Annotated in this window: 24 protein-coding genes; 15 read left to right on the top strand and 9 right to left on the bottom strand. The window is 73.2% G+C overall.

The annotated features are described in order from the left end of the window. The first annotated feature begins 1 nt into the window (after nt 1). Both ACIP4Y_RS06035 and ACIP4Y_RS06040 read left to right on the top strand, forming a co-directional pair. A complete protein-coding gene (locus ACIP4Y_RS06035; RefSeq protein WP_358648278.1) occupies nt 2-421 on the top strand; it encodes a phage holin family protein in 420 nt (139 codons plus the stop codon). Continuing rightward, on the top strand, nt 418-951 hold the full coding sequence (locus ACIP4Y_RS06040; RefSeq protein WP_401388247.1) for a DUF3618 domain-containing protein: 534 nt from the start codon (nt 418-420) through the stop codon (nt 949-951). The genes ACIP4Y_RS06035 and ACIP4Y_RS06040 overlap by 4 nt, the downstream gene beginning before the upstream one ends. Nucleotides 952-1,005: 54 nt before the next feature. Here ACIP4Y_RS06040 and ACIP4Y_RS06045 read toward each other — a convergent pair whose 3' ends face one another. Continuing rightward, a complete protein-coding gene (locus ACIP4Y_RS06045) occupies nt 1,006-2,832 on the bottom strand; it encodes an endonuclease/exonuclease/phosphatase family protein (protein ID WP_401388250.1) in 1,827 nt (608 codons plus the stop codon). Nucleotides 2,833-3,097: 265 nt separating this feature from the next. Between ACIP4Y_RS06045 and ACIP4Y_RS06050 the strand changes: the two genes are divergently transcribed. The 4 genes from ACIP4Y_RS06050 to ACIP4Y_RS06065 all read left to right on the top strand — a co-directional run bounded on the left by ACIP4Y_RS06050 (nt 3,098) and on the right by ACIP4Y_RS06065 (nt 9,023). After that, nucleotides 3,098-4,525 carry a hypothetical protein gene (locus ACIP4Y_RS06050; RefSeq protein ID WP_401388253.1) on the top strand — a complete coding sequence of 476 codons (1,428 nt, stop codon included), beginning with the start codon at nt 3,098-3,100 and terminating at the stop codon, nt 4,523-4,525. A gap of 327 nt (nt 4,526-4,852) precedes the next feature. Beyond that, on the top strand, nt 4,853-6,304 hold the full coding sequence (locus ACIP4Y_RS06055; RefSeq protein ID WP_401388256.1) for an alkaline phosphatase PhoX: 1,452 nt from the start codon (nt 4,853-4,855) through the stop codon (nt 6,302-6,304). Between the two features lie 498 nt (nt 6,305-6,802). Further along, nucleotides 6,803-8,383, top strand: a complete 1,581-nt coding sequence (locus tag ACIP4Y_RS06060) for a TROVE domain-containing protein (protein ID WP_401388259.1) — start codon at nt 6,803-6,805, stop codon at nt 8,381-8,383. Between the two features lie 67 nt (nt 8,384-8,450). Then, entirely contained in the window at nt 8,451-9,023 is a 573-nt protein-coding gene (locus ACIP4Y_RS06065) for a TetR/AcrR family transcriptional regulator (protein WP_401388262.1), read from the top strand. Nucleotides 9,024-9,692: 669 nt separating this feature from the next. On the opposite strand, the gene ACIP4Y_RS06070 is transcribed toward ACIP4Y_RS06065, so the two are convergent. From ACIP4Y_RS06070 to ACIP4Y_RS06100, 7 genes are all read right to left on the bottom strand, one after another. Beyond that, the gene (locus ACIP4Y_RS06070; RefSeq protein WP_401388265.1) at nt 9,693-10,871 is read right to left on the bottom strand and encodes a TerD family protein; all 1,179 of its coding nucleotides are present in this window, start codon (nt 10,869-10,871) and stop codon (nt 9,693-9,695) included. 82 nt (nt 10,872-10,953) lie between these two features. Continuing rightward, nucleotides 10,954-11,943, bottom strand: a complete 990-nt coding sequence (locus tag ACIP4Y_RS06075; protein ID WP_401388268.1) for a zinc-dependent alcohol dehydrogenase family protein — start codon at nt 11,941-11,943, stop codon at nt 10,954-10,956. Further along, nucleotides 11,940-12,764, bottom strand: coding sequence for a carbohydrate ABC transporter permease (locus ACIP4Y_RS06080; RefSeq protein ID WP_358646248.1), 825 nt, complete (start codon nt 12,762-12,764; stop codon nt 11,940-11,942). Before ACIP4Y_RS06080 ends, ACIP4Y_RS06075 begins: the two co-directional genes overlap by 4 nt. Beyond that, nucleotides 12,761-13,699: a carbohydrate ABC transporter permease gene (locus tag ACIP4Y_RS06085; RefSeq protein WP_401388271.1), complete on the bottom strand. Its 939-nt coding sequence runs from the start codon at nt 13,697-13,699 to the stop codon at nt 12,761-12,763. Before ACIP4Y_RS06085 ends, ACIP4Y_RS06080 begins: the two co-directional genes overlap by 4 nt. Further along, nucleotides 13,696-15,066, bottom strand: a complete 1,371-nt coding sequence (locus ACIP4Y_RS06090) for an ABC transporter substrate-binding protein (RefSeq protein ID WP_401388274.1) — start codon at nt 15,064-15,066, stop codon at nt 13,696-13,698. Before ACIP4Y_RS06090 ends, ACIP4Y_RS06085 begins: the two co-directional genes overlap by 4 nt. 87 nt (nt 15,067-15,153) lie before the next feature. Continuing rightward, nucleotides 15,154-15,924 carry a DeoR/GlpR family DNA-binding transcription regulator gene (locus ACIP4Y_RS06095; RefSeq protein WP_401388277.1) on the bottom strand — a complete coding sequence of 257 codons (771 nt, stop codon included), beginning with the start codon at nt 15,922-15,924 and terminating at the stop codon, nt 15,154-15,156. A gap of 283 nt (nt 15,925-16,207) precedes the next feature. Then, entirely contained in the window at nt 16,208-17,017 is an 810-nt protein-coding gene (locus ACIP4Y_RS06100) for an NAD-dependent epimerase/dehydratase family protein (protein WP_401388280.1), read from the bottom strand. A gap of 226 nt (nt 17,018-17,243) precedes the next feature. On the opposite strand from ACIP4Y_RS06100, the gene ACIP4Y_RS06105 reads away from it, so the two are divergent. Together ACIP4Y_RS06105 and ACIP4Y_RS06110 are read left to right on the top strand one after the other, a co-directional pair. Then, a complete protein-coding gene (locus ACIP4Y_RS06105; protein ID WP_401388283.1) occupies nt 17,244-18,185 on the top strand; it encodes a 5-dehydro-4-deoxyglucarate dehydratase in 942 nt (313 codons plus the stop codon). Continuing rightward, nucleotides 18,182-19,345: a hypothetical protein gene (locus tag ACIP4Y_RS06110; protein WP_401388286.1), complete on the top strand. Its 1,164-nt coding sequence runs from the start codon at nt 18,182-18,184 to the stop codon at nt 19,343-19,345. The genes ACIP4Y_RS06105 and ACIP4Y_RS06110 overlap by 4 nt, the downstream gene beginning before the upstream one ends. Here ACIP4Y_RS06110 and ACIP4Y_RS06115 read toward each other — a convergent pair. Beyond that, nucleotides 19,282-20,514, bottom strand: coding sequence for an MFS transporter (locus ACIP4Y_RS06115; RefSeq protein WP_401388289.1), 1,233 nt, complete (start codon nt 20,512-20,514; stop codon nt 19,282-19,284). The two genes, ACIP4Y_RS06110 and ACIP4Y_RS06115, sit on opposite strands and share 64 nt — an antisense overlap. Nucleotides 20,515-20,650: 136 nt before the next feature. On the opposite strand from ACIP4Y_RS06115, the gene ACIP4Y_RS06120 reads away from it, so the two are divergent. The 7 genes from ACIP4Y_RS06120 (at nt 20,651) to araD (ending at nt 26,176) form a co-directional block, all read left to right on the top strand. Continuing rightward, entirely contained in the window at nt 20,651-21,259 is a 609-nt protein-coding gene (locus ACIP4Y_RS06120) for a TIGR03086 family metal-binding protein (RefSeq protein ID WP_358646264.1), read from the top strand. Between the two features lie 93 nt (nt 21,260-21,352). Then, nucleotides 21,353-21,658 (top strand): hypothetical protein, encoded by a 306-nt coding sequence (locus ACIP4Y_RS06125; protein WP_358646266.1) that lies wholly within the window; start codon nt 21,353-21,355, stop codon nt 21,656-21,658. A gap of 38 nt (nt 21,659-21,696) precedes the next feature. Beyond that, nucleotides 21,697-21,960: a hypothetical protein gene (locus tag ACIP4Y_RS06130; RefSeq protein ID WP_358646268.1), complete on the top strand. Its 264-nt coding sequence runs from the start codon at nt 21,697-21,699 to the stop codon at nt 21,958-21,960. A gap of 49 nt (nt 21,961-22,009) precedes the next feature. Next, entirely contained in the window at nt 22,010-22,762 is a 753-nt protein-coding gene (locus ACIP4Y_RS06135) for an MBL fold metallo-hydrolase (RefSeq protein WP_401388293.1), read from the top strand. A 119-nt stretch (nt 22,763-22,881) separates the two neighbouring features. Then, complete coding sequence (locus ACIP4Y_RS06140) at nt 22,882-23,538, top strand: GntR family transcriptional regulator (RefSeq protein WP_401388296.1); 657 nt, start codon at nt 22,882-22,884, stop codon at nt 23,536-23,538. Then, nucleotides 23,535-24,446, top strand: coding sequence for a dihydrodipicolinate synthase family protein (locus ACIP4Y_RS06145; protein WP_401388299.1), 912 nt, complete (start codon nt 23,535-23,537; stop codon nt 24,444-24,446). Before ACIP4Y_RS06140 ends, ACIP4Y_RS06145 begins: the two co-directional genes overlap by 4 nt. Next, the gene (gene araD / locus ACIP4Y_RS06150; RefSeq protein ID WP_401388302.1) at nt 24,443-26,176 is read left to right on the top strand and encodes an L-arabinonate dehydratase; all 1,734 of its coding nucleotides are present in this window, start codon (nt 24,443-24,445) and stop codon (nt 26,174-26,176) included. The genes ACIP4Y_RS06145 and araD overlap by 4 nt, the downstream gene beginning before the upstream one ends. Nucleotides 26,177-26,191: the final 15 nt, after the last annotated feature.

Here is a 26,191-nt window from a genome sequence, read left to right on the forward strand (position 1 = left end):
CGTGACCGTGACCTCGCACACCCGGCCCGCGGCCGACGGGCACCCCTCCACGGGTGAACTCGTCAGCCGGGCCACAGAACAGCTCACCCGGCTGCTGCGGCAGGAGATCGCCCTCGCCAAGGAGGAGCTGGCCGAGAAGGGCCGCCGGGCCGGACGCGGCGGCGGACTGCTGGGCGCCGCCGGCGCCGTCGGCTACGTCGGGTTGATCATCCTGGCCGGAGCGGCCACCGCCGCACTCTCCCTGGCGCTGCCCGTATGGGCGGCGGCACTGGTCGTGGCCGCGGTGTTCTTCGCCGTGGCCGGCCTCCTGGCCGCGACCGGACGCGCCCAGCTGCGCCGCGCCGCTCCGCCCACACCCGAGGAGACGCTCGGCAGCGTCAGGGCGGACGTCGACGCCATCAGGGAAAGGGCACACCGATGACGCAAAGGAAGCCGCACGGCACGGGCGCCAAGGGCCCCGACGAGCTGCGGCAGCAGATCGAACACACCCGGAGCCAGCTCGGCGACACCGTCGCCCAGCTGGTCGGCCGGGCCGATGTGAAGGGCCGGGCCCGCGCCCGGGCCGCCGACCTGCGGGACAAGGCCGGTGCCATGACCGTCCAGCTGCGCGCCGGAGCCGCCCAGGCGGGGCACGGCGTGCAGGACCGGGCGACCAAGGCGGGGCACCTGGTGCAGGACCGCGCCACGCGGGCCGGTCACACCGCCCAGGAACGGATGGCGAAGGCCGGCCAGCTGGTGCAGGAGCGGGCCGGACACGGCCGGCACACCCTGCAGGACCGGGCCGTGCACGCCGGGCACGCCATGGAGCACGACGCGCGGGTGCCGCGGCCGGTGCGGTCCGCCGTGGGTGCCGCACTGCGGCATCCGCGGCCGGCGCTCGTCCTGGGCGCGGCGGCCGCCGCCGTCGTCGGTGCCGCCGTTGTCTGGCGCCGGATCGACCGCGGGCAGTGACACCGCAACGGCGGGACCGGCCGGACGGCGCGTCCGGCCGGTCCCGCCGCCGGGTCACGGACGGAACCGCAGCACCTGCGGGTCGTGGTCGCTGATCTGGTCGTGGAACTCCGCGTTGATGTGCACGCTGTCGTAGTCGACGTCGCACCCGCGGCGGATCGCCGGGCTGATCAGGATCTGGTCCAGGACCTGCTGGTTGCCCTGGTAGTCGTAGCTGTACCGCTCGCTCTTCGGCAGCGACTTGATCGCCGACCACAGCTCGCCGTCACCCTCGAGGATCTTCGTGGTACCGGAGAACTCGAAGTCGTTCATGTCGCCGAGCGCGATGACGTTCGCGTTCTTCTGCACGGACAGGATGTCCTTGACGAACGCGTTCACCTCGGTCGCCTGGGCGTGCCGCTGGATCTCCGAGCTGCGCACCGGCGGCTGGTACTGCGCGGTCAGCCCCTGGTCGCCGCCCTTGGAGTTGAGGTGGTTGGCGATCACGAAGACGGTCTTGCCGCGGAAGACGAACTCGCCCGCGAGCGGCTTGCGGCTGTTGTTCCAGGCCGCGTTCGCCGGGTCGATCCGGCCCGGGGAGACCGTCAGCTGCGCCTTGCCGTGCACCTTGGCGACGCCGACCGCGGTGGTCGAGTCGCCGCCCGCGCGGTCCACGAAGGACACCCGCTCGGGGTTGAACAGGAACACCTGGCGGATGTTGCCGCCGGGCTCGCCGCCGTCCTGGTCGTTGACCGGGTTGACCGAGCGCCAGTCGTACTTCGGGCCGCCCGCCGCGACGATCGCGTCGATCAGCTTGGTCACGGTCTCGTTCGCGTCGACCGTGCCGTCGTCCTTGGCGCCGTTGTTGTCCTGGATCTCCTCCAGGGACACGATGTCGGGCGACTGGAGGTTGTGCACGATCGCGGAGGCGTGCTTGTCGAAGGTGGCGTCCGACGGGTCGAGGTTCTCGACGTTGTACGTCGCCACCGCCAGCTCGCGGCTCGACTGCTTCTGCGTCGTCTCGCGCTCCAGGCCCCCGCTGGCCAGCGTGCCGAGCTTGGCGGCGACGAGGGTGTAGCCGCCGAACTGGTTGAAGTCCAGCGGGCCGGTGGTGGTGCCCTCCAGGGTGTCGCCGACGTCCGCCTTCGGGAAGTCGGCGGTGGCGCCCAGCGACTGGATCTGGAGCCGGCCGGTGTTCTGGGAGTCGTAGGAGCCGTAGACCGTGCCGCCGCGGCGGCTGCGGTGCTCCCACGGCTTCACGGTGACCCACAGCTCGCTGTACGGGTCGGTCGCCGTGACCACGCGGACGTCGGCGACCTGGACGTTCATGCCCTCCAGGGACTCGTAGTAGTCCAGGGCGTACGCCGACGGGTCCAGGGTGAGGCCGTTGACCGAGTTGGCCGCGGCGGAGTCGCCCTGGGGGGCGTACGCGTCCGGCACCGCGTCCTCGTCGACGACGACCGGCGCCGGGACCGGGTTGCCGGTGGAAACGGTGGTGACGGCCGGCTTGGTGATCTCCGTGACCGACTGGTTGCCGGAGGAGGTGCCGCCCGGGACGTACTCCGAGACCGTTCCGGTGACCGTCACCGCGTCGCCGACCGCGACCTTGGGGGTGGAGCTGGTGAAGACGAAGACGCCCTCACTGGTGGCCGGGTTGGCGTCCGGGGTCGGGTCCTGGAGCCAGAAGCCCTTGGACGAGCCGTACGTGCGCGTGGCCGTGACGATGCCGGGCACGTCCGTCACCTTCTGCCCGGCGAACGGGGATATCCGGGTCGTGCCCTGGATGTCGTGGACGCGCACCGAGTCGGCGTGCGCGGGCGAGGTGAGGGCGATGGTGGACGCCGCGCTGCAGACGGCGGCGACGGTGAGCGCGGCGAGGCGCGCGGAAGACCTGCTCGGCAAGGGATCCCTCCGGGGACGTGACGATGCGCCGGGACGAGGGTGGAACGGGAGCGTGCGGGACTCGTAGCCCTCTGTGACACGCGTAGAGCCGAGTGAACAGTTGTCCCCCCAACTTCTACGCGCGTCAATCTCCTGCCTGGCCCGGGGAGTTGTCAAGGTTTCGGCCAGGTACGGATGCTTACGGGGAGATGAACCGGGCGGCATGGGTGGAAATCCGTCTAGGCTGAGCGGCTGAGCCCGTTCACGGTCCGAGGAGAACCAGCCGATGTCAGACAGCTCCCCCCTGCCGCCCGTACGGCTGCACCCCGAAGCGGAGCTGGCGCGCGCCGCGCTGTCCACGCCGTTGCTGTCCCGGGCCGCCCGCCTCGCCCGCTGGGCCGGGCCCGACACCCGCGTGGACGCCGGCGGCGGGCTGGCCGAGGAGCAGCTGCCGGCCGCCGCCGAGCTGCTCGGACTGGCCGGCGACGACGCCGCCGCGTACGCCAGTGAGGCCTGGCGGGTCGCGGTGGACACCGGCCTGGTGGAGATCGTGGACGAGGAGGCCGGCACCGTCCGGACGGGGGAGGAGCTGAAGCTGCTCACCGGCGGCTCCCCGCGGGACGTGCTCACCGTGTGGCTGGCCGCCCTGGAGACCGTCCTCGCCGACGCGGCCGTCCCCGATCTGGACGACCTGGTCGACGCGCTCGACGACGGCGGAGAGGTCGATTTCTCGTCACTCGACTGGGACCCGGAGGCCGAGGCGGAGTTCCTCGACGGCGTCCTCGGCAACCTCTACCTGCTGACCGTCAGTGAGGACGGCGCCGGCGACGGACCCGTCCCGCTGCCCGCCCTCGCCGCCTCCATGCTCGTGCCCGACGACATGGGCGAGCCCACCAACGACGTCCTGGAGCAGGTCTCCGATGCCATGATGCGGCTGGACGACCAGTTCCGGGTGCTGGAGCCGGTCGGGCTCGTGGCCTACCAGCCGGTGGACGAGGCGCTGATGGCCGACCCCGACGAGGAGCCCGCGGCGCCGGCGGACGACACCGACGTCTCCCGCTACGGCATGGTCCGGCTCACCCCGCTCGGCGTGTACGGGATGCGGGCGCGGCTGCTGGAGGCCGGGTTCGAGGCGCCGGTCGTCGGGGACCTCGCCGACAAGGGCGCGGACGTGCTGCTCGACGGCACCGCCCGGTTCGGCCAGTCCGCCGCGCGGGCCGAGACCGAGCAGTGGCTCGCCCGCCGCGAACCGCTAGCCGCGGCACGGGAGTTGCTGGCGGCGGCCCGCGGCGCGGACGCCGGGGCCCCGCTGCGCCGGCTGCGCTGCCAGCAGGCGCTGTCGCTGGTGGGCGCCGAGGCCGAACCCGCGCTGCGGGAGGTGCTGGACGACCCCGAACTCGGCGGGCTCGCCCGGGTGTGGCTGAGCGAGCGGGGCGCCGCCGGGGTGCCGGCACCGTCCCAGGAGATGGTGTTCTGGCTGACCGTCGACACGCTCGCCGCCCAGCTGGCCGCCGAGGGCAACTCCGAGGAACTCCAGGCCCTGGTGGAGGGGCTGGCCGCCCAGCACAGCGGCTTCTTCGCGGCGGCCTGGCGGGTGGAGCACCCCGCCACCGCCGAGGTGCTGGACGCGATGGGCCGGCTGCACCCGGACAAGAAGGTCGCCAAGGAGGCCCGCAAGGCCGCGTTCAAGGCACGGTCCCAGCAGGGCGGGTGAGCGCTTGGGGGTGAGCGGGGCCGGGGCAGCGAGGGGCCGTGGTGGGCGGTTCCGGTGCGCGGCCTGTGCCTCCGCACCCTGCCCACGGCCCTCCGTGAGGAGCTGCGCGCCGGGCAGGCCGGGCGGTGGTGTTCGGTGCGGTAGGTGACCGGTGCGGCGCGTGGCCGGTGCTTGGGACGGTCATGGGGCGGTGCATACGGGTTCATGGAACGGGCGCCCTGGTAGTGGTCCGGCGTTCAACTCGCGTTCACGGGCGGGCGGGAGCGTGTGCGCCGAACCGAGGCCCCCCACCCTCCACGGACTGCAACCGTCGTCACAGGAGACACCATGTCGCTCACCCGCAGGGACTTCGCCACGAAATCCGCGATCACCGGTGCCGGGGTCGCCCTGGCGGGCAGCGTCGGCGCTCTCGCCACCGCGCCGAACGCCCTTGCCGCCACGGACACCGAGAACGCCGAGGCCGCGTCCGCGCACGGGGGCCACCGCGGCGTCGGCTACGGCCCGCTGATCCCCGACCCGGCCGGCATCCTCGCCCTGCCCGCAGGCTTCTCGTACAAGATCATCACCTACAGCGGCAGGACCAAGCTGGAGTCCGGCGAGTTCACCCCGTCCAACCACGACGGCACCGCCACCTTCGCCGGCCCGCGCGGCACCACCCTGCTCGTCAACAACCACGAGCTGGCCGGCGCCCGCGCCCAGTGGCCGCACCCGGTGCCGCTCACCGAGGGCCTCGTCTACGACCCCGCGGCGGCCGGCGGCTGCACGGTGGTCGAGGTCCGCCGCGGCGGCGAGGTCGCCGAGTGGGTGGGCATCGCCGGCACCGCCACCAACTGCGCCGGTGGCAGCACCCCGTGGGGCACCTGGCTGACTTGCGAGGAGACCGAGGACAAGGCCGGCAGGAACGGCTTCACCAAGGACCACGGCTACGTCTTCGAGGTCGACCCCGAGGACCGCCGCGCCAACCGCGACCCCAAGCCCGTCAAGGCCCTGGGCCGCTACGCCCACGAGGCCGTCGTCGTCGACCCCAAGCGCGGCCACCTCTACCTCACCGAGGACGCCTCAGGACCCAACGGCCTGTTCTACCGCTGGACCCCGCCGGAGGGCTTCCGCCACGGCCGCGGCAAGCTGCGCACCCTCGCCGACGACGCGGGCGTGCTCCAGGCGTTCAAGTGCTTCGACTCCGGCGGCCAGTTCGTGGACGACCTCTCCCGCGCCACCAAGGCCGGCACCGTGTACGGCGTCGACTGGGTGGACGTCCCCGACCGTGACGCCAAGACCGTCTCGGTGCGCAAGCAGTTCACCGACGGCCAGGTCACCCGGGCCCGCAAGCTGGAGGGCATGTGGTGGGGCGACGGCGGCGTCTACGTCGTCTCCTCCTACGCCCGCCAGGAGAGCCCGGTCCAGCACGACGGCCAGGTCTGGTTCTACGACCCCAAGCGCCGCACCCTGACCCTGAAGGTGCTGCTCGGCGTCAACCCGGAGCCCGCCAAGGACGGCACCTTCGACGGCCCGGACAACATCACCGTCTCCCCGTACGGCGGCCTGGTCATCGCCGAGGACGGCGAGGGCGTCCAGCACCTGTTCGGCGCCACCGAGAGCGGCCGGACGTACCCCATCGCCCGCAACGAGCTGAACATCGGCACCGCGGAGGAGCCCGAATACAGCGAGTTCACCGGCGTCACCTTCTCGCCCGACGGCAGGACCCTGTTCGCCAACATCCAGACGCCCGGCATCATGCTCGCCATCACCGGCCCCTGGAAGCGCCAGAAGTGCGACTGAACTCCGTGCGGTGATTAATTCGCTCGCCCGTCCCGCGGCTCCCCTCCTAGAGTGATCCTCGTCCAGGTGCGACAGGCAGGACCTACTTCCGCTCATAACGGGGAGGCCGCGGGTTCGAGTCCCGCCACCGGCTCCGACATGCCGGTGTAGCTCAGAGGCAGAGCACCATACGTCGGTTCCGCCGACCTCGATCTCTGGACACCGAAAACTTCATGCACCTCCCGGTGCGCAGGCTGCGGTTACTTCTTTCCCAGAGAATCCACAACCGCCGCCGACGTGATCTCGGGAGGCGTGGCACATGGTGGGTGTCCGGTGCGCAGGCAGCGGTTACTTCATTGGATCGGGCGGTTGCGGGTTCGAGTCCCGTCATCGACTTCGGGTCGGTGTAGCTCAATCGGCAGAGCACCTGGGTAAAGTCCGCCGCCGACTCCTGACCTCGGACACCCTCCATTTGCCGCGCCTCCCTCCGAAACCCAAGCGAATTCGGGGGAATTCACCATGGCGCGATTCAACACGCGTACCGCGAAGGCGCGGCCGACGTCGGCCGTGACCTCCACGGGCCGCACCCTGCGGACCCACGAGGGCGGCCGGGGCCACGAGCGCGACGCGCGCTCGGAGCTGTTCCTGCTGGCCGTGTCCCACTTCCTGGCGGACACCTTCTACGAGAGCGCCGAGGCCCGCGACGACCGGTTCACCCGCCTCGTCCGCCACCTCGCCGTCAGCGACCCGGAGTGGACGGCCGGCCTGCTCGGCTGGCTGCGCGGCGAGGGCAACATGCGGACGGCCGCGCTCGTCGGCGCCGCCGAGTACGTGCACGCGCGGCTGGCCGCCGGCGCGACCGACGGCCCGTCCAACCGGCAGGTCGTGGCCTCCGTGCTGCAGCGCCCGGACGAGCCCGGCGAACTGCTCGCCTACTGGACGTCGACGCACGGGCGCGCGGTCCCCAAGCCCGTCAAGCGCGGCATCGCCGACGCCGTACGACGGCTCTACCACGTCCGGTCGCTGCTCAAGTACGACACCGCGTCCAAGGGCTACCGCTTCGGCGACGTCCTCAACCTGGTGCACGCCTCGCCGGACCCGGACAAGCCGTGGCAGGGCGACCTGTTCGGTTACGCGCTCGACCGGCGGCACCACCCGGACACCGCCGTGCCGCCCGCGTCGCTCTCCGCCCTCACCCTGCACCGCGAGCTGATGGCGCTGCCCGTCGAGCAGCGGCGGGCGGTCGTCACCTCGCCCGACGGTGCCGAGCGGCTGGCGGCGGCCGGCATCACCTGGGAGGCGCTGGCCGGCTGGCTCCAGGGGCCGATGGACAAGGCGGCCTGGGAGGCCGTGATCCCGTCCATGGGCGCGATGGCCCTGGTCCGCAACCTGCGCAACTTCGACGAGGCCGGGGTGTCGGACGAGGTAGCCGCCCGGGTCGCGGCGCGGATCAGCGATCCGCAGGAGGTGCGCCGCTCGCGGCAGTTCCCCTTCCGCTACCTGGCCGCGTACCAGCACGCGCCCTCGCTGCGCTGGTCCTACCCGCTGGAGCAGGCGCTCGGCCACTCGCTGGCCAACGTGCCCGCGCTGCCGGGCCGTACCCTCGTGCTGGTCGACCGTTCCGGTTCGATGTTCTGGTCGCGGGTGTCCGAGCGGTCCCGGCTCAGCCGCGCCGACGCGGCGGCGGTCTTCGGCACCGCCCTCGCGCTGCGGGCGGCGGACGCCGATCTCGTGCAGTTCGGCTCCACCAGCGAGAAGGTCACGTTCCGCAAGGGCGAGTCGGTGCTGAAGGTCCTGGAGCGCTTCGGCGACCTGGGCGGCACCGACACCACGGAGGCGGTGCGCCGGCACTACGAGCGGCACGACCGGGTGCTGATCGTCACCGACGAGCAGTACGCCCCGAACCGGCACGGCGACCCGACCTCCCGGATCCCGGCCGACGTCCCGGTCTACACCTGGAACCTGGAGGGCTACCGGGCGGGCCACGGTCCGTCGGGCACCGGGAACCGGCACACCTTCGGCGGACTGTCCGACAGCGCGTTCCGCATGATCCCGCTGCTGGAGAGCGGCCGGAACGGGAACTGGCCCTGGCTCGCCTGAGCGTTGTCCCCTCCTCCTCGGCCCGTAGGATGCGGAGAGGGTCCCCGGTCGGTCGAGGAGTGGGTGGATGACGCAGGGCAGGCCCATGCGCGCGGACGCTCGGCGCAACTACGAGCGGTTGCTGAAGGTGGCGGCGGAGGCCTTCGCCGAGCGTGGGGAGAACGCGTCACTCGACGACATCGCCAAGCGGGCGGGCGTCGGCTCCGGCACGCTGTACCGGCACTTCCCGACCCGGCGGGCGCTGCTGGAGGCGGCGTACGTGGACCGGATCGAGGCGCTCGGGGTGCGTGCCGACGAGCTGGCCGCTCAGCTGCCGCCGGGCGAGGCGCTCATGGAGTGGCTGTACGAGCTGGCGGTCCGCACGCTTCAGGCGCGGGGGATGAAGGCGCTGCTCAGCTCGGCGGTGACGGAGGACGGCGGGACGGCGGCGCTGACGGTGTGCGGGACCGTGGTGAAGGGGGCGGTGGAGCGGCTGGTGGTGGCGGCGCAGGCGGAGGGGACGCTGCGTCGGGATCTGGAGCCGGTCGAGGTGCTGCGGTTGGCGCACGGGGTGGCGACGGCGGCGGAGTCGGCGGGGGCGGGGGACCGGGAGATCCGGCGCTATCTGGCACTGCTGGCGGAGGGACTGCGCTCCGCCTGAGGCGCGGCCGGCTGGGGCCGGGCGGGGGCCCACGCCGACGTGGTGCCGCCGCGCCCACCCGCGCCGCCCCAGCAGCACGACTGCCCGCAGCGAGGGCCGCCGGCCGGCACCGGCATGGCTGCCCGCAGCGCCGGCCGCGGGCCGGCCAGCGGCGCGGTGTTGCCGGCGGCGGTGCGTTGGCCTGTTGCCCCGCGCAGGCCTGCCCGCTGTGGCGGCGCGGTGTTGGCGGTGGCCGTCGGTCGACGGGAGCGCGGCGCGGTGTCTGCGGCGGCGGTGCGTTGGTCGGCAGCCTCCCCGCAGGACTGCCCGCCCAAGCGGCATGGCTGCCCGCAGCGAGGGCCGCCGGCCGGCACCGGCATGGCTGCCCGCAGCGCCGGCCGCGGGCAGGCCAGCGGCGCGGTGTTGCCGGCGGCGGTGCGTTGGCCGGGAGCCCCGCGTAGGAGTGCCCGCGGCGACGGCGCGTTGATGGCAGCCCCTCGGCAGGACTGCCCGCTGGCCGGCAGCGGCGCGGTGTTGGCGGCGGGGCGCGTTGGCCTGTTGCCCCGCGCAGGCCTGCCCGCTGTGGCGGCGCGGTGTTGGCGGTGGCCGTCGGTCGACGGGAGCGCGGCGCGGTGTCTGCGGCGGCGGTGCGTTGGTCGGCAGGCCCCCGGAGGGTGCTCGCGGCCCCCGTTACAGGGCTCGGGCGCCCGGGTCGGTCATGTTGCGGACTGTGCGGGCCTTGACGAAGGTGCCCAGGGCTGTCATGTCCCACTCGCCGGAGAACTGGCGGATGAGCTTGGCCATCAGGACGCCGGTCTGGGGCTCGGCGCCGGTGAGGTCGAAGCGGGCCAGTTCCTCGTCGGTGGCCGCGTCGACCAGGCGGCAGTAGGCCTTGGCGACCTCCGTGAACTTCTGGCCGGAGAAGGAGTTGACCGTGAAGACCAGGCCGGTGACCTCCTGGGGGAGCCGGCCGAGGTCGACCGTGATGACCTCGTCGTCGCCCCCGCCCTCGCCGGTCAGGTTGTCCCCGGAGTGCCGGACCGCGCCGTTCAGGATCGTCAGCTTGCCGAAGTAGCAGCTGTCGATGTGGTTGCGCTGCGGGCCGTAGGCGATGACCGAGGCGTCGAGGTCGATGTCCTTGCCCCGGAACGCCGGCTCCCAGCCGAGCCCCATCCGCACCTGGGACAGCAGCGGCCGGCCGCCCTTGACGAGGGACACGGTCTGGTTCTTCTGCAGGCTGACCCGGCCCTTGTCCAGGTTGATCTTCCCGGCGCCCGGCGCCGGAGGGGGCGGCGGCGCCACCGGCTGCGGCGGGGCCGCGGGGGCCACGGGGACCGGCGGGGCCACCGGGACGGCCGGGGCCGGGGCCGCGGCCGGCTCCTCCACCGTCACGCCGAAGTCGGTCGCGATACCCGCGAGTCCGTTGGCGTACCCCTGCCCGACGGCCCGGGCCTTCCACTGGCCGGCCCGGCGGTAGATCTCCACGACCACCAGCGCGGTCTCCGTACCGAGCTGCGGCGGGGTGAACGTCGCCAGCACGGCCCCGCCGTCCGCGTCCCGGATCGTGGCCGTCGGCTCGATGCCCTGGAAGGTCTGGCCGGCCGCGTCCGGGCTGGCCGTGACGACGATCTTCTCGATCTCCGGCGGTACGGCGGCGGTGTCCACCGTGACCGCGTCCGGAGCCGTACCGCCACCCGACCGGTAGGTCACGCCGGGGCCGCTCGGCTGGTTGTAGAAGATGAAATCGTCGTCGGAGCGCACCTTGCCGTCGCCGGTGAGCAGCAGGCCCGACACGTCGAGCCGCACCGGGGCGGAGACGTCCACCGTCACACGCGCGGTCGAGAGAGGGATGTTCGAGCCAGGGGTCATAGCTGTCATGCCGGGTGAACGAACGACACCGCTTTACCGTTCCCTTACCGGCCGAACGGGTTCCCCTCACCCGCCGAACGGCCTACGGCACGACCACGATCTTCCGCCCCACCCCCGCCGCGAACTGCTCCAGCGCCTGCGGGTACCGCTCCAGCGGAAGCCGGTCGCTGATGAAGACGCCCGGGTCCAGCACCCCGTTCGCGAACAGCTCCGCCGCCCGCTCGAAGCTGTGCAGCACCGCCATTGAACCGGTGATCGTGATCTCCTGGTTGTAGATCCGGTACGGGTCGATCATCACCCGCGTCGCGTAGTCGGCCACCCCGAACTGAAGGAACGTACCCGCCTTGGCCACCCGGTCCAGGCCGTCCTGGATCGCCGCCGCGTTGCCGGTGGCGTCCACCACCACGTCCCAGCCCTGCGGCCGGTCCAGCTCGTCCGCGCTGCCCGCCGCGCCCGACACGCCGAGCTGCCGGGCCGTCTCCAGCCGGGCCGGGTTCACGTCGACCACGTCCACGCTCGCCGCGCCGGTCCGCTTGGCCAGCTCCAGCATCATCAGGCCCATGGTCCCGGAGCCGTAGATCAGCACGTGCGCGCCGAGGCGGGCGCGCAGGACGTCGTAGCCGCGCACCGCACAGGACAGCGGCTCCACCAGGGCCGCGTCCTCGGTGCGCACGTGCTCGGGCAGCTTCACGCAGTTGGCGACCGGGGCGAGCGCGTACCGCGCCGCGCCGCCCGCCGTCGTCACACCGATCGCGGCCCACCGCTCGCACAGGTTGTTGTGGCCGGTGCGGCAGTACCGGCACTCGTGGCAGTACAGGGACGGGTCGACGGCCACCCGGTCGCCGACGGACACCTCGGTGACCCGGGTGCCGACCCCGACGACCTCGCCCGCGAACTCGTGCCCGGGCACGATCGGCAGCTTGGGCGCGAACTCGCCCTGGAGGATGTGCAGATCCGTGCCGCACAGCCCGCAGGCCGCCACTTCGACGACGACCTCGCGCGGGCCCGGCGTCGGGTCCGGGACCTCGGTGACGACGGCACGGCCCACGGACTCGATGACGGCGGCCTTCATTTCACGGCTCCCAACGACAGGCCCTGGACCAGCTTGTCCTGGGCGGCGAACCCCGCGGCGAGCACCGGCAGGGAGATGACGAGCGACGCGGCGCACACCTTGGCCAGGAACAGGCCCTGGCTGGTGATGAAGCCGGTCAGGAAGACGGGGGCGGTCTCGGCGACCACGCCCGTCAGGACCCGGGCGAAGAGCAGTTCGTTCCAGCTGAAGATGAAGCAGATCAGGGCGGTGGCGGCGATGCCGGGCAGGGCGATCGGGGCGACCACGCGTGCGAGGACCGTCGGCAGCCGGGCGCCGTCCACCCGCGCCGCCTCGATGACGGCGACCGGCACCTCGGCGAGGAACGACTGCATCATCCACACCGCGATCGGCAGGTTCATGGAGGTGTAGAGGACGACCAGCAGCCAGATGTCGTCGAGCATCCCGGCGTTCTTGGCGAACAGGTAGATCGGCAGCAGGCCCGCCACGGCCGGCAGCATCTTCGTCGAGAGGAAGAAGAACAGGACGTCCGTCCACTTCTTCACCGGCCGGATCGACAGCGCGTAGGCGGCCGGCAGGGCCAGCACGAGGACGAGCAGGGTCGAGGCGACCGACGCCACCGCGGAGTTGACCAGCGCGGGCCAGGGGCTCGCCCCGCCGCCGGTGCCGAAGAACTCGCGGTAGCCGTCGAGGGTCAGGGAGGCGGCGAAGGACGGCGGGTTCGTCGCCGCGTCCGCCTCGGAGTGGAAGGACGTCAGGGCCATCCAGGCGATGGGCAGGAAGAAGACGATTCCGGCCAGCCAGGCCACCAGGCCGGGCCCGCCCCGGCGCAGCGCGTTCATGCGCGGGACACCTCCTCGCGGAACAGGGACGACACCACGCGCAGGGCGAAGGTCGCGATGACGATCGAGCCGATGACCACCAGGACGCCGGCGGCCGAGGCCAGGCCGTTCTCGTGGGCCTGGTAGAAGCTCTGGTAGACGGTGTACGGCAGGTTGGCGGTGCCCAGGCCGCCGGACGTGATCGTGAAGACCGCGTCGAAGTTCTGGACGATGTAGATCGAGCCCAGCAGCGCGCCCAGTTCCAGGTAGCGGCGCAGGTGGGGCAGGGTCAGATGGCGGAAGATCTGCCAGTCGCCGGCGCCGTCGACCCGGGCGGCCTCGATCTGCTGCTGGTCCCGGCTCTGCAGCCCCGCCAGCAGGATCAGCATCATGAACGGCGTCCACTGCCACACCAGGGAGGCCTCGACCGCGAGCAGCGGGGTGCGCGAGACCCAGTCCGGCTGTGGGCCGCCCACCGAGTGCAGCAAGCCGTTCAACAAGCCGTATTCAGGGTTGTAGAGCACATGCTTCCAGAGCAGGGCCGCGGCCACCGGCACCACCAGGAAGGGCGCGATGAGCAGGGTGCGGACGATGCCCCGGCCGCGGAACCTCCGGTCCAGCAGCAGCGCCAGCGCGAGGCCCAGGACCAGGCTGGCGAGCACCACCGCCGCCGTGAGCAGCACGGTCGTCCACACCGAGTGGCGCAGGTCCGCGTCGGTCAGCACCTGGCGGTAGTTGTCCAGGCCGGTGAAGTGGCGCGCCTTGGGGTAGAGGGCGTTCCAGTCGAAGAAGGAGATCACCAGCGTGGCCACGAACGGCAGCTGGGTCACCACGATCATGAAGACGAGGGCGGGCAGCAGCGGGGCCCGGGTGGCCCAGGCGCGCAGCCGGGCCGAGGGCTGCCTGACCGTCCGTGCGGGAGTGACCGTGCGGGGGGCCGTGGTCGTCGCTGTCATCGTCCCTCGTACTCCTTGGAGATCTTCTCGGCGAGCGCCTGCGATTTCTTCAGGGCCGAGTCGACGGACTGGCGTCCGGCGATGGCCGCGCTGATCTCCTGGGAGACCCTGGTGCCGAGGTCGGTGAACTCGGGGATGCCGACGAACTGGATGCCGGGTGCGGGGCGCGGCTGCACCCCGGGGTCGTTCGGCCGGGCGCTCTCGATGGCCTCCTTGGTCATCTCCTGGAACGCGGCGGCCGACGCTCGGTAGTCGGCGTTGGTGTAGGTCGACGCGCGCTTGCCCGCGGGGACGTTCGACCAGCCGCTCGTCTCGCCGACCAGCTGCTCGTAGCCCTTGCCCGACGCCCAGGAGACGAACTTCCAGGCCTTGCCGGGGTTGCGGGAGGCCTGCTGGATGCCCCAGGCCCAGGTGTAGAGCCAGCCGGAGGACTCGGTGCGCTCGACGGGAGCCGGGGCGTAGCCGAGCTTGCCCTTGACCGGGGAGCCGGCCGCCTCCAGCAGTCCGGCCGCGGAGGTGGCGTCGTACCACATGGCGACCTTGCCCTGGGTCATGTTGTTCAGGCACTCGGCGAAGCCGGACTGGGCGGCGCCGGACTCGCCGTGCTCGCGGACCAGGCCGACGTAGAACTTCGTCGCCTCCTCGAAGGCCGGGGAGTCCAGCCGCGCCTTCCAGCCCTTGTCGAACCAGGTGCCGCCGAAGGTGTTCACGACCGTCGTGAGCGGTGCCATCAGCTCGCCCCAGCCGGGCAGACCGCGCAGGCAGATGCCCCGCATGCCGGGCCGGGCGCCGTCCGCCCGCGCGGCCAGGTCGGCGACCTGCTGCCAGGTGGGACGGTCGGGCATGGTCAGGCCCTTCGCCGCGAACACGTCCTTGCGGTACATGAGGAAGGACGACTCGCCGTAGAACGGCTGCCCGTAGAGCTTGCCGTCGTCGCCGGTGAGGGACTGGCGCATCGGTTTCAGCACGTCCTGCTCGTCGTACGACGGGTCCTTCGCCACGTACGAGTTCATCTCGTGCAGCCAGCCGTTGCGGGCGTAGATCGGTATCTCGTAGTTGGACAGGGTGGCCACGTCGTACTGGCCGGCCTGGTTGGCGAAGTCCTGGCTGATCTTGTCGCGGACGTCGTTCTCGGGCAGCACCGTGAAGTTGACCTTGATGCCGGTGTCCTTGGTGAAGTGGGCGGCGGTCAGCTTCTGCAGCTCGGTCATCTGGGGGTTGTTGACCATCAGCACGTTGATGGAGTCGCCGCCGGAACCGGTCCCGCCGGCGCCGGCCCAGCAGCCGGAGAGCAGCGGGGCGAGCAGCGTCCCTGCGGCGGCCAGGACGAGCGTGGCTCGCGGCCTCCGTCGGCTCGGGGTGCGCATGGATCGCTCCTGGAGGTATGGGGAGTACGGGGACATAAGGGGCGCCCGGAGGTGTGGAACGCCCAGCAAAGGTGGAGGAGTTGACGATCAGACCCGGATGACCTGCGGGCCCAGCAGGGAGTAGCGGTGGGCCTCGGCGGCCGGGAACAGGGTGCTGGTCACGATCGCCTCCAGCGCGCCGACCTCGGCGAACCGGCAGAAGCTGACCGCGCCGAACTTGGTGTGCACCCCCGCGAAGACCGTACGGCGGGCGGCCCGGACGGCCTGCGCCTTGACCTCGCTGACGGCCGGGTCGGGGGTGGTCAGGCCGTGCTCGCGGGAGATGCCGTTGGCGCCGATGTAGGCCAGGTCGATCACGAAGCCGGCCAGCATCCTGGTCGTCCAGTGGTCGACGGTGGCCAGGGTGCCCGGGCGGACCCGGCCGCCGAGCAGCAGGACGCAGACGTGGTCCGCCTCCGCCAGGGCGCCCGCGACCGGCAGGGACGCGGTGACCACGGTCAGCGGCCGGTCCCTGGGCAGTGCCTCGGCGATGAGCTGCGGGGTGAAGCCCTCGTCGACGAAGACGGTCTCGGCGTCCCCGAGCAGCCCGGCCGCCGCGGCGGCGATCCGGCGCTTCTCGGGCACATGGCTGGTGGCGCGGAAGGCGAGCGTCGTCTCGAAGCCGGCGCTCTCCACCGGGTACGCGCCGCCGTGGGTGCGGCGGACCAGGCCGTGGTCCTCCAGGGCGCGCAGGTCGCGCCGGATGGTCTCCTTGGCCACGCCCAGTGCGGCGGCGAGCGCGGTGACGTCGACCGAGCCGGTGGCGCGGGCGGCCCGCACGATCTCGCGCTGGCGTTCTTCCGCCGTCCTGGTGGTCATGTCGTCACCCACTTCCCTGTGGCACTGCCCGATCGGGCCCATGGGGGAAGTTCTACCGCCGGTGCGCGCCGCTGACCAGGCCTGTTGCGGGCCCGCTTGTGCCCGCTTGCGCCCGCTTCGCAGGAGCCGTGCCCGGCGCGGACCTGCGCGGCTGTCCGGGGCCGGGTGGGATCGGGCACCGCGGATGCCCGGACACGGCGGCGGGCGGGCCCGTTCGGTGCCCGCCCGCGCGCGTGGACGATCGTTTCCGGCCGCCGGGAGCCACCCGGCGGCCGGAGGAAGCTCAGTACGGCCAGATGGGCGGGTCGTTCACGAAGTGCCCGCCCAGGTGGCTGTGGGCCGGGTTCTCCGGGTCCAGCTCGCCCTGCTCGGCGATCAGCTTCTCGGCGTACGGCTCGGAGTCGTCCTGCGGCTCGTAGCCCAGCGCCCGCGCGCTGCTCAGGTCCCACCACAGGCGGGTGTTGGCGGAGGAGCCGTAGACGACCGTGTGGCCGACCTCCCGGGCGGTCAGGGCCGCGTGGAAGAGGCGGGCGCCGTCCGCCGGGCTCATCCACACCGAGAGCATCCGGACGCTGGTGGGCTCCGGGAAGCAGGAGCCGATGCGCACGGAGACGGTCTCCAGGCCGTGCTTGTCCCAGTAGAGCTGGGCCAGGTCCTCGCCGAAGGACTTCGACAGGCCGTAGAAGGTGTCCGGGCGGCGCGGGGTGTCGACGGGGATCGGCGGCTCGCCCGCGCGCGGGGCCGGGGTGAAGCCCACGGCGTGGTTGGAGGAGGCGAAGACGATCCGCGGCACGCCCTCCTGGCGGGCGGCCTCGTACAGGTTGTAGGTGCCCTCGATGTTCGACTTCAGGATCTTCTCGAAGGGTGCCTCCAGGGAGATCCCCGCCAGGTGCAGGACCGCGTCCACGCCCCGCACGGCCTGGCGCACCGCCTCCGGGTCGGTGAGGTCCGCGGTGATCGCGTCGGGCTCGCCCTTGACGGGCCGCACGTCGAACAGGCGCAGCGTGTAGCCGTACTCCGGCAGCAGGGACCGCATCAGGGTGCCGAGCCCGCCGGCGGCGCCGGTGAGCAGGATCGTGCGGGGAGCGGGCATCCTTCGATCTCCTTGAGGTCCTCGGCGGCCGCATGCGTGGACGGTATTCACATGCGTGGACACGCTAGGGAGCCGTCGCATGCCTCGTCAAGTGTGCCCTGACACGCGGAAATCCGCTGCTGTGTTGCCCGTTCGTGCGCTTGACCCGCTCCGATCGCGGCCCGTAGCGTGAGGTCGTTCAGAAATATGGACGCCGATCAGAAGCATGCACCGACAGGGAGCGCCCGTGACGCCAGCCCCTCTCGCCGCCCGGCTCCGCGACCCGAGCGGGCCGCTCTTCTTCCCCGTCACGGCCTACGGCCCCGACGGCTCACTCGACCTGGACGTCTACCGCACCCACGTGCGCCGCGGTGTCGCGGCCGGTGCCGCCGCCGTCTTCGCCTGCTGCGGCACCGGGGAGTTCCACGCGCTGCTGCCGGAGGAGTTCGAGGCCTCGGTCCGGGCGGCCGTCGAGGCGGCCGAGGGGCGCGTCCCGGTCGTCGCGGGCGCCGGCTACGGTACCGCGCTCGCCGTCCGCTACGCGCGCCTCGCCGCGGACGCGGGCGCCGACGGCCTCCTCGCCATGCCGCCGTACCTCGTGCTCGCCGGCCAGGAGGGCCTGCTGCGGCACTACCGGGAGGTCGCCGCGGCCACCGGCCTGCCGGTGATCGTCTACCAGCGCGACAACGCCGTCTTCACCCCGCCGACCGTGGTCGAACTGGCCCGCAGCGAGGGCATCATCGGCCTCAAGGACGGCCTCGGCGACCTCGACCTCATGCAGCGCGTCGTCAGCGCCGTCCGCACCGAGGCCCCCGGCGACTTCCTGTACTTCAACGGGCTGCCCACCGCCGAGCAGACCCAGCTCGCCTACCGCGCCCTCGGCATCACCCTGTACTCCTCGGCGGTGTTCTGCTTCGTGCCGGAGATCGCGCTCGCCTTCCACCGCGCCCTGGAGAGCGGCGACCTGCCCGTCGCGCACCGCCTCCTGGACGGCTTCTACCGCCCGTTCGTGGAACTGCGCGCCCAGGGCCGCGGATACGCCGTCTCCCTCGTCAAGGCCGGGGTGCGGCTGCGCGGCCTGGACGTCGGCGAGGTCCGGCCCCCGCTGCACGAGCCGGCCGAGGAGCACGTCAAACAGCTCGCCCAGCTGATCGAGCGCGGCCACGCCCTGCTGGAGGAGGACGCGTGAAGGCATCGGCGTTCGTCTACCCCTGGGACGTCAACGGCGACCCCGAGGCCCCCGCCCGCATCGCCGGACTCGGCGTCGAACAGATCACCCTCGCCGCCGCCTACCACTCCACCCGCGCGCTGACCCCGCGCCACCCCCGCCACCGCATCGTCACCGCCGAGTACGCGGCCGTGCTCTACCCGCCGGGCGACCGCTGGGCGGGCCGCGGCCTGCGGCCCTACCCCGCCGGCCGCTGGGCCCCCGGCAACGCCTACGGCGAGGCCGCCGAAGCGCTCGCCGCGGCCGGCCTGGAGGTGCACACCTGGGTCGTCCTCGCCCACAACTCCCGCCTGGGCGCCGAACACCCGGACACCTCGGTCGTCAACGCCTACGGCGACCGCTACCCGTGGGCGCCCTGCATCGCCCAGCCCGCCACCCGCGCGTACCTCATCGACCTGGCCGCCGAGGCCGCCGTACGCCCCGGCGCGCACGGCACGGAACTGGAGTCCCTCGGCTGGTACGGGCTCCAGCACCTGCACGCCCACGACAAGACGGCCGGCGTCGGTCTCGGGGACGCCGGGCAGTACCTGATGTCCCTGTGCTTCTGCCCGTCCTGCCGGGCCGGCTACGGCGCGCAGGGCCTGGACGCCGACGCGCTGGCCGCGGCCGTGCGCGAGGCGCTGGAACCGCTGTGGCGGGGCGCGGGCGGCGACGAGGGCTGGCCGACGGTGGAGAAGCTCCTCGGGCAGGACACGGCGGCCGCCACGCGCGCGTGGCGCGACACCACCGCCCGCAGCCTCCAGGAGGAGGCCGTCGCCGCCGTACGCGCCGCCGCCCCGGACGGATTCCAGGTCCTGCTGCACGCCGACCCCGTCTCCTACCACTGCGGCCCCAACCCGGGCGTCGACCCCGCCCACATCCTGTCCGTGGCCGACGGCGTGGTGGTGCCCTGCACCGGCGGTACGGCCCTGCTGGCGCCGTTCGCCGGGCACACCCGGGAAGGGACGGTGCTGGCCGCCAACCTCACGGTCGTCTCCGGCATGGGCGGCAGCCCCGGCACGCTCGCGGCGGACGCGGCACGCGCGCGTGCCGACGGCGCGACGGAACTGCGGCTGTATCACGCCGGGCTGGCGTCGGACGGGGACGTCGCGGCGGTACGGGAGGCGCTCGCCGCGCGCTGAAGCAGCGCCAGCGCCGTCAGCAGCAGCGCCCCGCCGCAGAGCGGCAGCAGCAGCCCGGGGCCGGCCAGCTCGACCAGGCCGGCCCCGACGGCGAGGCCGAGCACGGTCGGGGCGAAGACCAGGGTGTTCGCGGTGGCCGTCACCCGGCCGAGCAGCGGGCCGGGGGTCTCCTGCTGCACCGCGGTGAACGCGGCGATCAGCACACAGGGCAGGCCGAGGCCGCACGCCACGCCGGTGGCCAGCGCCACCGGGTCCCACGGCACCGCCCGCGCCACCACCGCGGCCCCGGTCAGCGCGATCCCGGCCGCCGCGAACCGCCGGGCGCCCAGCCGCCGCAGCGCCGGTCCGGCGAGCAGCCCGGCGGTCACCGAGCCGGCACCCTGGGCGGCGTACAGCACGCCCGCGTAGGCGGGGGAGTGGCCGAGGCGGTCGGCCACGGCGTACACCGTCGTGCCGGCCAGCGCGGTCAGCAGCATGGCCGTACCGCCCGCCCCGACCAGCGGGCGCAGCACGGGGTGGCCCCACAGGTGCCGGATGCCCTCCGCGGTCTGCTGCCGCCGGCTCCCGGCCGGCCGGGCGGGCCGCTCCTCACGCACCCGCAGCAGGCCGCACAGCCCGGCCGCGAGCAGGAAGGTGACGGCGTCCAGGCAGGCCACGGCCGGGCCGCCGTACATCGTGTAGAGGCCCGCGCCGGTCAGCGGGGCGACGAGCTTCATGCCCTCCGTCAGGGCCATCCGCAGCCCGTTGACGTCCCCGAGGAGGTCCGGGCCGACCACGGCGGTGACCAGCGCCGACTCGGCGGCGTCGGAGACGGCACCGGCGGTGCCGTACAGGAACAGCACGGCGAACAGCAGCCACAGACGGCCGGGGGAGTCGACGGTGAAGAGGGTGGGGAGCAGCGCGGCGAGGCCCAGGTTCAGGGCGATGAGCAGGGGCTTTCGGCGGTACCGGTCGGCGAGTGTGCCCAGGGCGGGGCCGGCCAGGGTGGGCGCGCACATCGCCAGCATGGACACCGCGGCCAGGCCGTCGGACCCCGTGAGGTCCTTGACCCACACGCCCGACGCCAGCCACAGCGAGGAGGTGCCGAAGCCGGACACCGCCAGGGCGGTGAGGTACAGCCCCGCGTTGCGGTCCCGCAGCACGCGGGACACGGTCAGGGAAGTCGTCATGCCCGGTCATCGTGCGCCTAAGGCAGGGGCCCCGGTATCGGGAAGATGCCCAGCTTTCCGGCGCGGCACCGATGAGTTTCCGGGCGCCGGCCGGTCACCCCTTCGAACGGGAAACGCGACCGTGAAGGAGTACGTCATGACCATGGTGGACCTCGGTCCCCAGACCCGGATCGTGGCGCGGCTCGCCGCGTCCGTGACCGACGAGGAGCTGACCGCCGCCACACCGTGCCCGGACCTCGGGGTGCGCAACCTGCTGGGCCATCTGCTGGTGCTCTCCGTGGCCTTCCGGGACGCCGCCCGCAAGCACCTCGGTACGACGACCGACACCAGCCCGACCGCCGCCCTGCCGGACATCGGCCCCGGCTGGCGCGAGCGGCTGCCCGAGGCGCTGGAGGAGCTGGCCGAGGCCTGGCGCGACCCGGCCGCCTGGACCGGCGACACCCGCGCCGGCGGGGTGGACCTGCCGGGCGCGGTCGCCGGTGCCGTCGTCGCCGACGAGCTGGTCATCCACGCCTGGGACCTCGCCCGCGCCACCGGCCAGGCCTACACCCCCGACCCGGCCGCCCTCGACTCGGCCTTCGCCTTCCTGCGGGCCGTGGCGGACGACCCCACCCGCGGCGGCGGCATCTTCGGCCCCGCCGTCCCGGTCCCCGCGGACGCGCCGCTGCTGGACCGCGCGGTGGGCCTGAGCGGCCGGGACCCGGCGTGGCCGCACCGGGCCCGGTCCCGGGCGGCGGGGGCCTGAGCCGGCCGGCGGTCGCCGGGCGGCGGAAGCGGCGCGTCGGGCCTACGGTGACCCTGAGAGGGGGCACGCCGAACGGGTACGGAGGAAGCCGCCATGCAGGAGCACTACGTGTGGGTGACGACGCGCCGCCTTCAGCCGGGCACGCTGGAGGACTTCGAGAGGGCGTGGCGCCCGGAGCCCGCACCGCAGGGCCTGCACCGGGCCTACGCGTACTGGTCCGAGGACGGACAGGAGGTCACCGGGGTGTCGTTCTGGGACTCCCGGGAGTCGTGCGACGCGTGGCGGGGCTCCGAATCGGAGGCGCAGCGGCGGGAGGCCATGGCCCCGTACGTCGCCGAGGAGCGCGAGGGCTTCTACCGCGGCCGCGAACTCACCCTGCCCAGCACCACCCGCGGCTGACCGCGGCTGGTCCGGGCCGCCGCGCCTACGGTGGAGACATGAGCGGGATCGTCGTCGTGTACGAGCCGGAGCAGCCCGCGGCCGGGCCGCCCGACGCCGAACGGCTCCCCCGCAGGGTGCACGCGGCGCCCGCGGCCCCGGGCCGCCCGGACGCGGCCGGCCCGCGGACCCTGTGCGGCAAGGACACCTTCGCCATGGCCAGAGCGCGTCCGACGCCGCCCGGGGCCCCGGGGGAGCCCTGGTACCCCGACGAGTACGCCTCCGTGGTGTGCCCGGACTGCGACGCGGTGATGGAGATCTGACCCGTGCCGTGGCCGGGCGGCCCGAACGGGGCGGCGTACCCTCTGGCCCATGCCGCTCACCCTCACCGTCCTCGGTACCGCCTCGCCCCACCCGGGACCCGACCGGCCCTGCTCCGGGTATCTGCTGTCCGGCGCGGGCGCGGAGGTGTGGGTGGACGCGGGGCCCGGCACGTTCGCCGCGTTGCAGCGGCACACGGATCCGGCGCGCCTCGCCGCGATCTGGATCTCCCATCTGCACGCCGACCACAGCGCCGACCTCCTCGCCGCCGCCTACGCCTTCGCCTTCGGCGGGATGACCCCGCCCGCGCCGGTCCCGGTGTACGCGCCGCCGGGCTGCGCCCGCCGGCTGGCCGGCTTCTTCGGGCGGCCGGACGTCGACTTCCTGAAGAGCGTCTTCGACTTCCGCGACCTGTACGACGGCCATGAGGCCCGGCACTGGAACCTCCGCCTGAGCGCCCGCGCCGTCGCCCACGGCACCGAGGCGTACGGGCTGCGCGCGGAGTGCCAGGGCAGTGTGGTCGCGTACTCGGGAGACAGCGGCCCCTGCCCCGCACTCACCGAACTCGCCGCCCGCGCCGACCTGTTCCTGTGCGAGGCCGACATCGACGTCCGTCGCGAAGGCGAACAGGTCCATCTGACACCGGAGGACGCCGGCGGTATCGCCCGTGAGGCGCGGGTGCGGGAGCTGCTCGTCACCCATGTCGGCCCCACGCTCACCCGCGAGTCGGCCACCGCCCGGGCCGCCGCCGCATCCGGCCGGCCCACGTTCACCGCCGTCGAGGGCGACATCCACAGCGTCTGAGGGCACCTCATGTTGCCTTGTCGCAAGCATTGACGAAACACGGGTCCCCTCCTACCGTCAACGCGTCGTACTTCGTACGTCATATATGAGACGCGATATGTGAGATCCGAGAGGGCCGCATGACCTCTGTGCCCACCCCGATCCCGTCCCGCACGCAGTACGTGCTCGACGCGATCAAACACCGCATCCTCACCGGGCAGCTGACGCCCGGTCAGCCCCTGGTCGAGACGGAACTGGCCGCGCAGTTCGGGGTGTCCAAGACCCCGGTGCGGGAGGCGCTGAAGACGCTCGCCGGGACCGGGCTGGTCGTGATGAGCCAGTACAAGGGCGTCACGGTGCGCATGGTGGACGCGGACATGGCGCGCGAGGTCTACGACGTGCGGCTGCTGCTCGAACCCGAGGCGCTGCGCCGGGCCGTCGCCCGAGGCGCCTCCCTCGACGCCGCCCGGGACGCGCTCACCCGCGCCGACACCGCCACCGACACCGCCGAACGCTCCCTCGCCAACCGGGAGTTCCACCGCGCCCTCTACCTGCCGTGCGGCAACCCGCTGCTCGGCCGGATGCTGGACGAGGTCCGCGACCAGGCCGCCCTCGTCTCCGCCGTCGCCTGGTCCGCCGACCCCTCCTGGGACCGGGAGGCCGCCGAGCACCGTGAGATCCTGCGGCTCGCGCTGGACGGCGACGCGGACGGCGCCGCACACGCCCTGCGCGCCCACATCGCGTCCTTCGTACGCCGTGCGTTCCCCGAGCCCCTCCCTGAGGAAGGTCAGAAATGAGCAGCGTGACGTTCGAGACCCAACGGGCGGCCCTGGCCGACGTGGTGGCCATCCCGGTGACCCCCTTCGCCGAGGACGGCTCCGTCGACCAGGACGCCCACCGGGCCCTGCTGCGTCGCGTGCTCGACGGCGGGATCACCACCCTCACCCCCAACGGCAACACCGGCGAGTTCTACGCCCTCACCCCCGAAGAGCGCCGCCTCGTCACCGAGCTGACCGTCGAGGAGGCCGGCGACCGCGCCACCCTGCTGGTCGGCGTCGGGCACGACCTGCCCACCGCGATCGCCTCCGCCCGGCACGCCCGTGACCTCGGCGCCGCCATGGTCATGGTCCACCAGCCGGTGCACCCGTACGTGTCGGCGGCCGGCTGGGTCGACTACCACCGCGCCATCGCCGAGGCCGTCCCCGACCTGGGCGTGGTGCCCTACCTGCGCAACGCCCAGCTGCCCGGGGCCCGGCTCGCCGAACTCGCCGACCACTGCCCGAACGTCATCGGCGTCAAGTACGCCGTCCCGGACGCCGCCCGGTTCGCCGCCTTCGCCCGGGACGCGGGCCTGGAGCGCTTCGTCTGGGTCGCCGGCCTCGCCGAACCGTACGCCCCCTCCTACTTCTCCGCCGGCGCCAGCGGCTTCACCTCCGGACTGGTGAACGTCGCCCCGGCCGTCTCGCTCAACATGATCGAAGCGCTGCGCGCCGGCGACTACCCGGCCGCCATGAAGGTGTGGGAGCAGATCCGCCGCTTCGAGGACCTGCGCGCCGCGCACGGCAACGCCAACAACGTCACCGTCGTCAAGGAGGCCCTCGCCGCACTCGGCCTGTGCCGCCGGGACGTCCGCCCGCCGAGCAGGCCGCTGCCCGAGGACGAGCGCGCCGAGGTCGCCGCCATCGCCGCCGGGTGGTCCATATGAACGCACCCCGCAAGAAGCCCGAGGACCTGCGCAGCCACCAGTGGTACGGCACCGACGGGCTCCGCTCCTTCAGCCACCGCGCCCGCACCCGCCAGCTCGGCTACCTGCCCGAGGAGCACCTCGGCAAGCCGGTCATCGCGATCCTCAACACCTGGTCCGACATCAACCCCTGCCACGTCCACCTCCGCGACCGCGCCCAGGCCGTCAAGCGCGGGGTGTGGCAGGCGGGCGGCTTCCCGCTGGAGTTCCCGGTCTCCACCCTGAGCGAGACCTTCCAGAAGCCGACCCCCATGCTCTACCGCAACCTGCTCGCCATGGAGACCGAGGAGCTGCTGCGCTCCTACCCGGTCGACGGCGCGGTGCTGATGGGAGGCTGCGACAAGTCCACGCCCGCGCTGCTGATGGGCGCCGCCTCCGTCGGCCTGCCCGCCGTCTTCGTACCGGCCGGCCCCATGCTGCCGGGCCACTGGCGCGGCGAGGTCCTCGGCTCCGGCACCGACATGTGGAAGTACTGGGACGACAAGCGGGCCGGCCTCATCGGCGACTGCGAGATGGCCGAGCTGGAGAGCGGCCTGGCCCGCTCGCCGGGCCACTGCATGACGATGGGCACGGCCTCCACGCTCACCGCCGCGGCCGAGGCGCTCGGGGTGACCGTGCCGGGGGCGTCCAGCATCCCGGCGGTGGACTCCGGGCACGACCGGATGGCGGCGCGGGCGGGCCTGACCGCCGTCGAACTGGTCCACCGGGACCGCACGCTGTCCGACATCCTCAACCCCGAGGCCTTCGAGGACGCGGTCACCACCGTGCTCGGGCTCGGCGGCTCCACCAACGCCGTGATCCACCTGATCGCCATGGCCGGCCGGGCGGGCGTCCGGCTCACCCTGGACGACTTCGACCGCATCGCCCGCACGGTCCCGGTCCTCGCCAACGTCCGCCCCGGCGGCCGGACGTACCTGATGGAGGACTTCCACTTCGCCGGCGGCCTGCCCGGCTTCCTCTCCCGGATCACCGACCTGCTCCACCTGGACCGGCCGACGGTGTCGCACGACACCCTGCGCGAGCAGCTCCAGGGCGCCCGGGTGCACCACGACGACGTCATCCGCACCCGGGAGAACCCGGTCGCGAGCGAGGGCGGGGTCGCCGTACTGCGCGGCAACCTGTGCCCGGACGGCGCGGTCATCAAGCACATCGCCGCCGAGCCCCACCTGCTCAAGCACACCGGTCCGGCCGTCGTCTTCGACGACTACCGGACCATGCAGCGCACCATCAACGACCCGGCGCTCGGCATCACCGCCGACCACGTCCTGGTGCTGCGCAACGCCGGCCCCAAGGGCGGCCCGGGCATGCCCGAGTACGGCATGCTGCCGATCCCGGACCACCTGCTCAAGCAGGGCGTGCGGGACATGGTCCGGATCTCCGACGCCCGCATGAGCGGCACGAGTTACGGCGCCTGCGTCCTGCACGTCGCCCCGGAGTCGTACGTCGGCGGCCCGCTGGCCCTGGTGCGCACCGGGGACCTCATCACCCTGGACGTCGAGGCCCGCAGCCTCCATCTCCACGTGGACGACGCGGAGCTGGACCGCAGGCGGGCCGGGTGGACCCCGCCGCCGGCCCGGTACGAGCGCGGCTACGGCGCCCTCTACAACGAGCAGATCACCCAGGCCGACACCGGCTGCGACTTCGAGTTCCTGGCCCGCCCGGGCACGGTGCCGGACCCGTACGCCGGCTGACGCCCCCCGCAGTAC

It is taken from the genome of Streptomyces sp. NPDC088810 (assembly GCF_044750305.1).
Taxonomy (GTDB): Bacteria; Actinomycetota; Actinomycetes; order Streptomycetales; family Streptomycetaceae; genus Streptomyces.